Annotated in this window: 11 protein-coding genes; 3 read left to right on the top strand and 8 right to left on the bottom strand. The window is 62.1% G+C overall.

All coding sequences use genetic code 11. From position 1 onward, the window contains the following. Positions 1-61: 61 nt before the first annotated feature. Both pepF and ACSFC7_RS23990 read right to left on the bottom strand, forming a co-directional pair. Positions 62-1,873 carry an oligoendopeptidase F gene (pepF, locus tag ACSFC7_RS23995; RefSeq protein ID WP_436345608.1) on the bottom strand — a complete coding sequence of 604 codons (1,812 nt, stop codon included), beginning with the start codon at positions 1,871-1,873 and terminating at the stop codon, positions 62-64. Positions 1,874-2,033: 160 nt separating this feature from the next. Next, complete coding sequence (locus ACSFC7_RS23990) at positions 2,034-2,669, bottom strand: IS6 family transposase (RefSeq protein ID WP_436345606.1); 636 nt, start codon at positions 2,667-2,669, stop codon at positions 2,034-2,036. 73 nt (positions 2,670-2,742) lie between these two features. Between ACSFC7_RS23990 and ACSFC7_RS23985 the strand changes: the two genes are divergently transcribed. Next, positions 2,743-4,200, top strand: coding sequence for a M28 family peptidase (locus tag ACSFC7_RS23985; protein ID WP_436345605.1), 1,458 nt, complete (start codon positions 2,743-2,745; stop codon positions 4,198-4,200). A 41-nt stretch (positions 4,201-4,241) separates the two neighbouring features. Here the strand turns inward: ACSFC7_RS23985 and ACSFC7_RS23980 are convergent, their stop codons facing one another. After that, positions 4,242-4,559 carry a NifU family protein gene (locus tag ACSFC7_RS23980; RefSeq protein WP_436345603.1) on the bottom strand — a complete coding sequence of 106 codons (318 nt, stop codon included), beginning with the start codon at positions 4,557-4,559 and terminating at the stop codon, positions 4,242-4,244. 261 nt (positions 4,560-4,820) lie between these two features. Continuing rightward, the gene (locus ACSFC7_RS23975) at positions 4,821-5,474 is read right to left on the bottom strand and encodes a ribonuclease HI family protein (protein WP_436348031.1); all 654 of its coding nucleotides are present in this window, start codon (positions 5,472-5,474) and stop codon (positions 4,821-4,823) included. A gap of 414 nt (positions 5,475-5,888) precedes the next feature. Between ACSFC7_RS23975 and ACSFC7_RS23970 the strand changes: the two genes are divergently transcribed. After that, positions 5,889-6,314, top strand: a complete 426-nt coding sequence (locus ACSFC7_RS23970; RefSeq protein WP_436345601.1) for an ester cyclase — start codon at positions 5,889-5,891, stop codon at positions 6,312-6,314. A 247-nt stretch (positions 6,315-6,561) separates the two neighbouring features. Beyond that, positions 6,562-7,365, top strand: coding sequence for an alpha/beta fold hydrolase (locus tag ACSFC7_RS23965; RefSeq protein ID WP_436345600.1), 804 nt, complete (start codon positions 6,562-6,564; stop codon positions 7,363-7,365). Positions 7,366-7,588: 223 nt separating this feature from the next. Here the strand turns inward: ACSFC7_RS23965 and ACSFC7_RS23960 are convergent, their stop codons facing one another. From ACSFC7_RS23960 to ACSFC7_RS23945, 4 genes are all read right to left on the bottom strand, one after another. After that, a complete protein-coding gene (locus ACSFC7_RS23960) occupies positions 7,589-8,419 on the bottom strand; it encodes an alpha/beta fold hydrolase (protein WP_436345599.1) in 831 nt (276 codons plus the stop codon). 336 nt (positions 8,420-8,755) lie between these two features. Further along, positions 8,756-9,553: a DUF2182 domain-containing protein gene (locus tag ACSFC7_RS23955; RefSeq protein WP_436345597.1), complete on the bottom strand. Its 798-nt coding sequence runs from the start codon at positions 9,551-9,553 to the stop codon at positions 8,756-8,758. Between the two features lie 32 nt (positions 9,554-9,585). Then, a complete protein-coding gene (locus ACSFC7_RS23950; RefSeq protein ID WP_436345595.1) occupies positions 9,586-10,197 on the bottom strand; it encodes a DUF1326 domain-containing protein in 612 nt (203 codons plus the stop codon). Positions 10,198-10,453: 256 nt separating this feature from the next. After that, positions 10,454-11,062, bottom strand: coding sequence for a hypothetical protein (locus ACSFC7_RS23945; protein ID WP_436345593.1), 609 nt, complete (start codon positions 11,060-11,062; stop codon positions 10,454-10,456). Positions 11,063-11,152: the final 90 nt, after the last annotated feature.

Genomic DNA, 11,152 nt, shown 5'->3' with positions numbered 1-11,152 from the left:
TGTTCGTACAGCGTGGCGGAACCCTCGATATACGGGGACCCAGTGAGCGATCGAGGGGTCGTTACTCGAGCAGCGCGTCCATCTCTTCGAGTCGCTGGCCGTAGCTCTCGAGCGCCCGATCGATCGGCTCGGAGGTGCTCATGTCGACGCCGGCGATGCGCAGCAGTTCGAGGGGGTACTCCCGAGAGCCGCGCCGGAGGAACTCGAGGTAGTCCTCGGCCGCGTCGCGGTTCGGCTCGCCGCCCGCACCGTTCGGGAGGACGTCGTCGACGATGGCCAGCGCGGCGGAGATGCCGGTCGCGTACTGGTAGACGTAGAACGCCCGGTAGAAGTGAGGGATGCGCATCCACTCGCGGGCGATGCGGTCGTCGACGACGGCGGGTTCGTAGTACTCCGCTTTCAGTCCGCGATAGAGGTCGTCCAGTCGGCCCGCGGTGAGCGGTTCGCCGTTCTCCTCGAGTTCGTGGGCCTCGTGCTCGAACTCCGCGAAGAGCGTCTGGCGGTAGAGCGTCGAGCGAACGCGCTCGAGGAACTCGTTCAGGACGTGTTTCTTGAACTCGGGGTCGTCGACGGTCTCGAGGAGGTGGCTCGTCAGCAGGGCCTCGTTGACCGTACTCGCGACCTCGGCCACGAAGATCTCGTAGTTCGAGTAGACGAAGGGCTGTTCGTCTTTCGTCAGTTCGGAGTGCATCGAGTGGCCGAGTTCGTGGGCCAGCGTGTACATCGAGGAGATATCGTCCTGATAGTTCATCAGGATGAACGGCTGGGTGTCGTAGGTGCCGCCCGAGTACGCGCCGGACTGCTTGCCCTCGTTCTCGTAGACGTCGACCCAGCGGGACTCGAGGCCCTCGGCGACGCGGGACTTGTACGCCTCGCCGAGCGGCGCCAGCGAGTCGACGACGTACTCGGCGGCCTGATCGTACTCGAGATCCGGCCCCTCGTCGCCGGTCAGAGGCATGTAGACGTCCCACATCTGGAGCTCCTCGACCTCGAGCGCCTGTCGCTTGAGTTCGGCGTGGTGGTGGAGCTTGTCGATGTTCTCGTGGACGCTGTCGACGAGCGTGTCGTAGACGTCGACGGGGACGTTGGGACCGTCGAGGGCGGCCTCGCGAGCCGTGTCGTAGTTGCGCGCCTGCGCCGTCTTGACGTCGGCCTTGACGCTGTTCTTGTACGCGGACGCGACCGTGTTCCGGAGGGTTTCCCACTCGTCGTAGTACTCCTCGTGGACGGTCCGGCGGAAGTCCCGATCCGGCCGTTTGAGCAGGTTGACGAAGTTGCTCTGTGTGATCTCGACGGCGTCACCGTCGGAATCCTCGACCGTGGGGAACGCCATATCGGCGTTCGCAAGCATGTTGTACACTTCGCCCGTCGCACCCGTGACCTCGCCCAGTTCGGCGAGCAGTTCCTCGACTTCCGCCGACCGGGTGTGGGGCTTCATCCGGAGGACGTCGTCCACGTAGTGGTCGTAGGTCTCGAGGGCCGGTTCCTCGTCGGCCATCGCCTCGAACTCCTCGCGGGTCAGTTCCTGCAGTTCGGGATCGATAAACGAGGCCGCGGAGTGGGCGTCGGATGCGAGCGACTGCGCGCGAGCGGTCAGGGCCTGATACTGCTGATTCGTCGTGTCCTCGTCGCGACGCATTCGGGCGTAGGACGCGACCATCGACACCTCGCGCATGATCTCGTCGCGCAACTCGAGGATCTCGAGGAGCGTGTCGGCGTCGTCGGTAACCTGTCCCTCGTAGGCGGCGAGTTCGTCGACGCGGTCGGTGATCGCTTCGTAAGCGGCCTCCCAGTCGTCGTCGGACGCGTAGATGCTCTCGAGGTCCCAGGTATAGTCCTCGTCGACCTCGGAGCGTTTGGGAACTGAACTCATAGCACGCGTTTCGGAACGTAGGTGGTAAAGGGTATCGGAGGAGAACAGTTCCACCACACCCGACCCGTCGGGGTACCGTCGAGCCGTTGCAGGGCTTACCGAGACGGTGATCGACGCCGACTCCCGCTCACTCGTCCGACCCCGGCTGAATCGGTCGTGTTTAGTTTGTCGCATTGTGCCAGACGGCGAAGGCCTGGAGCCACGATTCTGCTGTTGACGGTTTTGCATGACTGAAACAGTTTGAGAACGAAGAGGTACGCCGTTTTATTTCACGAAAGACACGTTCTGCAGCGTTCCGATTTCCAAGTTTCTCGTATCGAAATTGGAGCCCAGATCGACGGAGTACAGTCTGGAGATGTTTTGCTCCATCGACGAGAAACACGGCATGATCGAGGTCATGTTTCTCAGTGAGTTCCTGCAGAAATCGTTCTGTCAACGCGGTCGTAGTCGTCGAATACAGCCGTATCTGGAGGATGTTGTTCGTTTCCGGATCGACAGCAGTGAACAGCCAATACCGATGTTCGTCAAGTTGAATCACTGTCTCGTCGAGCGCAACGTGATTCGGATTCTCGTCATCCGCCGGCTGTAGATCGCACTTGTGAACCCAATCGTGGACTGCCTTGCGACTCCGTTCGACACCGAATTTCTCTAATTCTCGAACGGTATTCGAAAGCGAGAGGCCAGCAAGATGGAGTCGAATACCGAGCTCCATCAGCTGACGCGGTGTCCGCTCTCGCTCCACAAAACTCAAATCGATCCAGTCGCTACACCCGCTGAGGCGGTCGATTTTTGGCATGGACACCACAAAATCGTACCGCCTCACTTTTCACGCATAACGAAACAGCGCCGCTGAATCCGACCGGCAAAATATGCCACTCGAGCGTGAACAGCAGGGTATGGACGACGAGGTTATCATCGACGAGCGTCTCGAGCGAGCGCTCGGTCGCGCCTGGCGCGACGATCGAGGCTGGGAACTGCTGACGCGACTGACCGAACTCCCGCACCGAATGGGCGGCTCGCCGAGCGAACGCCGAGCCGCGGACATCGTTCGCGAGGAACTGACCGACGCCGGCCTCGAGGACGTCCGGCTCCAGGAGTTCCCCATGCAGTACTGGGAGCGAGGCACCACCGAGTTCGCCGTCCTGGGAAGCGAGACGACGACTCGCGGCAGCGGAGACGAGGAGCGCGATGCGAACCCGAAGCGCGACGGCTCCGAGTCGGGTTCCACGGGCGTCGATCGCTCGTTCGAGGCGATCGCACTCCCGTACGCGCCGGCGGGCGACGTCGAGGGTCCGCTGGTCGACGTCGGCTACGGGACGCCGACGGAACTCGAGGACGTCGACCTCCAGGGGGCGATCGCCGTCGCGAGTACGACGACCCCGTCGGGCCAGCGGTTCGTCCACCGGATGGAGAAGTTCGGCCACGCGGTCGCGGCGGGTGCAGAGGCGTTCGTCTTCGCGAATCACGTGCCGGGGCAGCTACCGCCGACGGGCGCACTGAAGTTCGATAGCGAAGCCGCGGTCCCCGGCGTCGGCGTCAGCGCCGAAACCCACGACTGGCTGACCGAGTACGCCGAGCGCGGGGCTCGCGCTCGGCTCCGCGTCGACGCCTCGACGCAGGACGGCTCGAGCCAGAACGTACACGGAACCGTGGGGCCGGAGACGGACGAGGAGGTCCTCGTCGTCGCCCACTACGACGCCCACGACATCACGGAGGGCGCGCTGGACAACGGCTGTGGCATCGCGACCGTCGCCGGCGCGACGTCGATCCTGTCTGCGATCGAGGAGTCACTCGCGTGCCGGGTGCGAGTGGCCGGCGTCGGCTGTGAGGAGATCGGTCTCTTGGGGGCCGAGGCGATGGCGGACGAACTCGATCTCGACTCGATCCGCGCGGTGGTCAACGTCGACGGCGCGGGACGGTTCCGGAACCTGAAGGCGCTCTCGCACGGCTCCGAGCCGCTCGAGGAACTGGCCGGCGAGGTGACGAGCGCGGCGGGACAGCCGGTCGCTCACGATACCGATCCGCACCCGTTCAGCGATCACTGGCCGTTCCTGCGGGCCGGGGTGCCGGCACTGCAACTGCACAGCGAGCCGCCGGAGGGATCCGAACGGGGCCGCGGCTGGGGACACACGGCGGCAGACACGCGGGACAAGGTCGATCCGCGGAATCTCCGCGAGCACGCCATGTTGACGGCGCTGCTGGTTCGCGAGTTGATGCGGACGGACGTGCCGCGAGTCGAGGATAGCGAGTTGCGCGAGCAACTGCGAGAACAGGAGTACGAGCCGGGGATGCGGGCCGCCGAGGTCTGGCCGGCCGCGTGGGAGTGAGCGGACTGCCGATTCAGGAGGATACTCGCTCGCCGGATGAGTCAGAACGGGACGTCGTCCGAAATATCGCGCGAGGTTCCCTCACCCAACCCGTCGAATCCGGTCGTCACCGAGACGTAGTCGATCGCGTCGACCTCGCTCGGAAGTCGGCGCTGGATCGCCTGCGTCGTCATCGGGCTGACGCCACAGCCGCTGCAGGCACCGCTCAGGTTGATCTCGACGCGGCCCTCCTCGAGGTCGACGTCGGTGATCGACGAGTCACCGCCGTGGGCCTGAATCTGGGGGAAGTTCCGCTGGAGAAACAGCGACACCGCTTCTCGAACCTCGTCTTCGGGGGACTGCGGGGCGGACTCGCTCATAGGTGAGACGAGGAACTGGACGGATAAATCTCTGTTCACCGCTCGAGTCGCGGTGCGCTCTCGAACCCCGTTCCGAGAGACTGGTTTGCTATCGGTGGCGATCAGTAGCGGAGATTCGCGTATCACTCAGCCTGTTGAACAATCCGATATTTGTCAGAAACGGCGTCCAAGATACGGAGGGAGTGGGCAGCACGTGGTTTCTAGTCGCTTCTGCGGATTTCAACGGAGCCGGGATTCCGAATTGTAAGCGGCGTAACGCTCCTATCCAGGTCCGAAGGCCGCGATATCGGCTCCCACCGTCGCCAGCGCGTCGGCGGGGTTCGGGTCGCTGTCGGCCAGATGCGTGTACCGGTGGTCCGGGATGGTCGACAGTGCCGCCGTAACGGCCTCGCTGTACGTCTCGACGCCCGGTTCCGTCGGGTCATTGCCACCCCAGACGTCTCGGATGACGGTCATCGAATCGATGCGCACTTCCAGTCTGCGCGGCTCGTAGCGAGCCAACAGTTCGGAGAGCCCGAGTTGGAGGGCGACGTACTCGGCGGTGTTGTTCCCCGTCCGGGAGCCGACGGGTCGGCCGAGACGGGCGAGTTGGTCCTCCGCAGCGTCCACGATGACAGCGCCCGCACCTGCGGGGCCGGGGTTGCCGCGTGAGCTGCCGTCGACGTAGAGGACGAACGTGTCGCTCGTCGGCTCGGGGACAGGTGGCCGGGTGAGTCCGGACTCCAACAGGCTCTCGAGCGCGCGACGCAACTCGGCCGGGGTGGTCGCGGGGTCGAATAGACCGCCGTAGCCGGGGACTGTGCCGTCGACGGCGTCGGTGGCGGCCGGCACCTCGTAGCCGACGCCCGCGAGTACCTCGTCGACGAGCGTGGCGAGCGGTGAGAGGTGTTCGGCCGGGAGCGGGTCGTCGGTCACGTCACTTCCCCCTTCGAGTTTCGGCTCCGGGCCCGCACACCCTCGTTCCCGGATGCTCTCGTTGGCTGGTCGCACCACTGCATATCGGTCCTCGGTGGTCGAGCGGGATAATCTCTTCAGGTGGCACCGGTGGCAGGCCGGTTTGAATCGGTCGGCCCCTCGAGATCCTCAGCGGCTAATACAAACGGCCCGCTGAACATAGAGGATGGATTCAGCAAAACGACTTCGTTTGTTCCGAGCGATCTGCGCTGAATTTGCCGATCAGTAGACCTGCGAAGCTATCGTTCTTCGTGCTCTATATGGGTCATGATAACAATTATCATGGTTAGCTTCGTAGAACCAGAGTAGCGCTCACAGTGAAGCTCCGTCGAAAAAGAGGCCTGTTGTGAAGGGCGCAGTACGAGGGTGAAATCTATGGCAACCGTACGCCGGAGCGATACGGACGTTGTACAGGGAGCATTTGACGCTCTTAACGAGCGGGACCGCGAGGCCTTCACTGAATTACACACAGGTGACGTCACTCTTCATTTCGGTGATGAGAACATTCACGGTGTCGAAGCGGTTGTAGAGGAAGAATGGACGCACTTTGATGCGTTTCCCGACCTTGACTTGACACCTGATGCAATCATCGCCGACGATGAGAGCGTCGGAGTCAGATGGACAGTCGCCGGGACACACGAAGGCGAGTTCAACGGGATTGAGCCGACCGGAAGGACGGTTACCTACTCGATTATGGGTATGTTCAGGGTTGATGATGGAAAGATCGCGGAGGTGTGGCTCGTGGCGGATAGACTCGGGCTCTTGCAGCAACTCGGTGTCATTGAACCACCGACCGAGTAACGCGGTTCATCGGTCGGTTTTTCGGTCCGTGGCTGGCCACCGTATTACCTGTTCGGACTTTACTGACCGATTCTACCTCTGCTCTGATCGGGCAATGGTGCGTGCCGCATTTGCGCGTTGCAGCAAGACCTGAGCGAACTCCCGGATCACTGCTAAGAACGGCGTGCTAAATACAGAGGCTGTATTCACCACCTCTCGTTAGCCTGTGGCGTAGGTTTATGATTGAGTGCAGCGTACGATCATCGCTATGCCGTACGTCCAGTGTAACGGGGCAGACCTCTATTACGAGGACCACGGCGAGGGGCACCCGATCATTTTTCTTCACGGCGTGATGTGCGGTCTCAGGTTTTTCGAGCCGCAGTTAGTCAGTCTCTCGAACGAGTACCGCACAGTCGCCGTCGATTTCAGAGGGCATGGCCGGTCTGAGAAGACGGAACTCGGACACACAGTCGCGCAGTACGCCCGTGATCTTCACACGTTCCTCGAACAGCGAGACCTCGAAGAAGTTGTCATGGTGGGGTGGTCGATGGGTGCGTTCGTCTCGTGGGACTACGTGGATCAATTCGGCACGGAGCGGATATGGGGACTGGTTGATGTCGATATCGAGGCATCGCGTTTTCAGTGGGATGATTACGACTACGGACTCACCGACTTGGAGGGACTGAAAGATACGCTCGCACTGGTCCAGGAAGATCAGACGAGTTTCATCCAACGCCTCACGGAGCAAGTCTTCTCAAACCCCACCACGGAGATGAGAACGTTGCAGTTCGACGAGACGTCTCGGACTCCGACCCCCATCAAAAGCGCCATCCTGTTCGATGCGCTCACACGTGATTACCGAGCAGTCCTCCCCGAGATCGATGTCCCGATGTTGGTGTGCGCTGGCGGGGACGAAACACGGGGAACGGGGACCGTCGCAGCGGTGAGACACGTTGCAGACCTCGTCCCTGACGCCACGTTCGAACTATTCGAAGACTGCGGCCACTGTCCACCTATAGAGCAGCCCGAGCGGTTCAATCGGGTAGTGAGCCAGTTCATCGACTCACTGTGACCGATACGTGCGGTATATTCAGAAGCACCTGGGGGAACTACCAGAATACTGCCAAAACCACCGTACGAGATACTGAGTTCAGCATAGGTCGTTCGAACTACTCGGGTTCTGTCAGGAGTGGTGTTACCGACTCAGAGGATGTATTGGTTTGACGGTACTGACGGATACCGACTACCGCGATTATCCACAGATATCCGTCGCACTGAAAGACGCCGTGGACGATTCAGACTGGTTCTGGTGTTGCGGCGAAGAACCGTCCGAGTTCGTCGGCAACAGCCTCGGGCTTGAGGACAGGGCCGAGGTGCCCGGCACCGGCAATCTCGCGGACGTGGATATCGGCCACGTACTCGGTAACGTGGTGTGCACTGTCGATGAACCAGGGATCCGGCATCGATCGGGTCCCCTGCAAGAGCAGGACCGGCACCGAGATTTTGGTGAGCTCTGATGGATCGGTTGGGCTGGTCCCTTCGGACTCGAAGACCTGCTCGAACTCCTGAAGTTGGACCGGGACGTTCGGCGCTAACGCCTCGAAGAAGTCCAATTCCGTCGCGTCGGCCAGTTCGTCGTCGTTGGCGACGAACTCGATCCAGGCTCGGGCTGCATCGACCAACTGATCCTCCTCCGCTGCCTCACCTACGCGTCCGATCGCGTCCATCATACGTGCGGAGACGTCCTCGCTTATCACCTCGAAGACGGGCGGCTCGTAGGCGGCAACGGCGGAGACCGCGCCGGTGTTCTCCGCTGTAGCGAGCGAGAGCAGGGCACCGCTCGACCACCCCATCAACCCCACGGGTTCGTCGATGCTTTCTGCGAACGCTTTGACGTCCTGCACCAGCCGCCCGATCGAGAGGTCGGTGCTGTGGCCGCTCAGCCCCCGGCCCCGCGTACTCATGGCGTAGCAGGTGAACCGGTCTGTGAGCAGCGGCAACAGCTGCTCCCAGACCCTCTCTCCGTCACCCAACGCTCCTGGAACGAGGACCAGCGGCGGTCCCTGTCCGTGTACGCGTCCGACTATCTCGGTGCCATCATCCGAGACAGCTCGGTGAATTTCCATTTCCGTGCCTGTATCCGGTGGTGTCGCTTCGTCCATAGGATGGTCCCCTTCACACCACTATGGGACACAGTAGCATAGAGTCATCTCGTGGTACATTTGCACGTTCTGATCAGGATGCATCGTCTGACCAGAGACGCGACGCGTTACGGACCAGCCCGCCGGTGAACGATACGCGCCCTGTATTCTGCAGGATCTGAGCGAACTCCCGGATCACTGTCGAGAATGGCGTGCTGAATACGGAGTATGAGTTCAGCACGACGACTCCGTTTGGTTCGCGCCGAAACCGGTACCCCATCCGCTCACTACGGATGCATGCGTATCAGACGAAAGGCTGTCCTAGACCAACGAGATCACGATTACGACACTGCCGCCAGTGCCAGCAAGAATACCGACCCCACGCGCCAGTCGCTCACCCCACGCAACCGTCCGTTCGAGCGAAAGCACAACCGCGATGAGCGCCATCCAGACGATATTCATCGAGCCCACGATCACCATGAATGCGAACAGCGCCCAGCAACACCCAACACAGAAGACGCTGAACTGCCAGCTCATCCGGACGGCACCACGCACCCCCGGCCGGTGATGACCCAGAAGGAACCCGAGCGGTGACCGACAATACCGCAGACACCGGTATTTGTACGGTGAGAGCTGGTACCCCGATAAGAGTAGCAACGACCCACCCATCAGGAGCCCGCCGTGGGCGTTCGCGAGGCTGACAACCGGCACCAGCGCATTGACAACAAGCGGGACGATTCCCGTCACCGTCCAAACGAGTGCGTACGTCCCGATAAACGCCCCAACTCGCGTTGCTTTACCCGCGGCCGTCGTCCCCTCGAGTGTCTCGGCGTAGAGCCGGAAGAGCGGGACTGACGACGGGTACATCATGGCGACCATCATCACCCCCCACATGAGCAGGTACAGGCTGATACCAGTCAACCCGTTCGAGAGCGCTATCGCCTCCGGTGCTCCCGGGTCGGACATCTGCATTTGCATCCCCATCTGTCCGCCGGGCATCGGGAGCCAGCGACCGATGACTGCTGCCCACGCGAGCAGCGCGATTACGTAGGTAACGAGCGCGACAATCGGGATGCGCCGGTGGGTAATTCGATCCCGGAACGAGTCGTGGGTCCCCATGATCGATTGACGATGTCGCTGTTCTACCGCCCTCAGGAGTTCGCCAATTCGAAGTCGCCGAGGTAGGCGTTGTTTCCGGAGACGTCCCACGTGAACTGGTCATCGTAGGAGACGGTGGCCGTGGTTGACTTCCCAGTCTGTACCTCCGTACTCTCCGTCAGTGGGTGAGGGGAGATCGTACCGACCTCCTCGTTGAATCCGACCGCGCCGCTCGCGTCCATTTCGATGGCATCCCCGATCTCGACGGAGAAGTCCGCCCCGTCCCGCGAGAAGCTGATCGGAACGGTTGTGACGTCGGCGGATCGGACGTGCGTGTCAGCGACGGGCGCCCAGATGCCACCGGCGCGGCCGGAGTAGATGTCCTCGAGGGCCTCGCGCTGGTCGTCGGTGGCTGTCTCGTCGAGGAGTAACACGATGTCCCACTCCGTCTCGGGGGCGAACATGACCCCCTCATCGGTCGAAATGAGCATGCCGACATCTACCCCACTCAGGTCGACATCACCGTAGCTTCCCTCCTCGATATGCCACGCCAGTGAGACGGTACAGACGTCATCGTCCGGTGATTCCATCCATACACACTGGCATGCAACATCGCAGTTGCAGGCTTCAACGTAGTCTCCCTTGATGGTCCATTCTTGTACCATTGATGAACACCGTGTGGTACGCCAGCAAGCACCATGATAAAGCCATCTAGTGAAAATATACCACCTGGTGAAACCGTTGGGTTGACCTCCCTATTCGCCTGCAGATGTCTCAACAGTAAACATGCGCGCACGGTATCTCGTTGTCTTGTACCGGACAATCACTGCCTTCGCGAATCAAGCAGGACGTCGTGCGACCGGGCGACGCTACTGGACTCGTCCGAACAACTAGCCGTCCACGTGTTTGCAACACGTCCGGTTAGTAACGACCGGGGTACGACCGACAGTCGCCCCAGAGGGTGGTCGGACTGTCGTCGTCTCGATCGTCACGCTCGACGTCACGCCGGAGTTCGGACGCACCGTATCGCTCGCTCTCGAGCAGCCGATCGGCCAGTTCCGGCGCGACGGAGACGCGTCGACACTCCCCCGCCACGATGAGCCCGTCCGGGCCGAACGTGAACTCGATGTCGTAGTGGCGTACGCGTTCGCCGCGCGCCTCGAGTTCGGGGTGGATCGTCTCGAGGACGTCCGCGACGTACTCCAGAACGAGCTTCGTCCCCGGCGCGTCGCTCGTCTCGAGGTCGACGCGGACGACCGGGACGTACGCCGGTCGGTCGTCTCGCTCGGCGTCCGCGACCTCGCTCGAGGTGTCGCTGGATGCGTCGACGACGGCGATTCGACGGACGGTCGGCGGCCGCTCGAGGTGGGTGCCGGCTCCCGGTCCCATCGCGTCGGCGAGTCGGGCGTCGAGTTCGCTCGCGTGTGCACGCTGGGCTCGAGTGCGCCGGCGGTACCGAACGACCGCGGCGAGGCTGAGAGCGGAGAGGAGCGCGGCGACGGCACCGAGGACGACGAGGCTACCGGGCATTATCGTCCGTATTTCGCGTCAGGTCAGTAGTGGTTTCGCCCGAGGGGAGCCGTTCGAGGCGCGCCGTCTCGCTGCCGTCGACCGTCGGTG

This window comes from Natronorubrum halobium (assembly GCF_051351675.1).
GTDB lineage: Archaea > Halobacteriota > Halobacteria > Halobacteriales > Natrialbaceae > Natronorubrum.
This window is presented reverse-complemented; position numbering and strand designations above follow the sequence as displayed.

Excerpts from the sequence above, each read along its gene's own strand:
- pepF (WP_436345608.1), bottom strand. The coding sequence starts at position 1,873 with ATGAGTTCAGTTCCCAAACGCTCCGAGGTCGACGAGGACTATACCTGG.
- ACSFC7_RS23990 (WP_436345606.1), bottom strand. The coding sequence starts at position 2,669 with ATGCCAAAAATCGACCGCCTCAGCGGGTGTAGCGACTGGATCGATTTG.
- ACSFC7_RS23985 (WP_436345605.1), top strand. The coding sequence starts at position 2,743 with ATGCCACTCGAGCGTGAACAGCAGGGTATGGACGACGAGGTTATCATC.
- ACSFC7_RS23980 (WP_436345603.1), bottom strand. The coding sequence starts at position 4,559 with ATGAGCGAGTCCGCCCCGCAGTCCCCCGAAGACGAGGTTCGAGAAGCG.
- ACSFC7_RS23970 (WP_436345601.1), top strand. The coding sequence starts at position 5,889 with ATGGCAACCGTACGCCGGAGCGATACGGACGTTGTACAGGGAGCATTT.
- ACSFC7_RS23965 (WP_436345600.1), top strand. The coding sequence starts at position 6,562 with ATGCCGTACGTCCAGTGTAACGGGGCAGACCTCTATTACGAGGACCAC.
- ACSFC7_RS23960 (WP_436345599.1), bottom strand. The coding sequence starts at position 8,419 with ATGGAAATTCACCGAGCTGTCTCGGATGATGGCACCGAGATAGTCGGA.
- ACSFC7_RS23955 (WP_436345597.1), bottom strand. The coding sequence starts at position 9,553 with ATGGGGACCCACGACTCGTTCCGGGATCGAATTACCCACCGGCGCATC.
- ACSFC7_RS23950 (WP_436345595.1), bottom strand. The coding sequence starts at position 10,197 with ATGGTACAAGAATGGACCATCAAGGGAGACTACGTTGAAGCCTGCAAC.
- ACSFC7_RS23945 (WP_436345593.1), bottom strand. The coding sequence starts at position 11,062 with ATGCCCGGTAGCCTCGTCGTCCTCGGTGCCGTCGCCGCGCTCCTCTCC.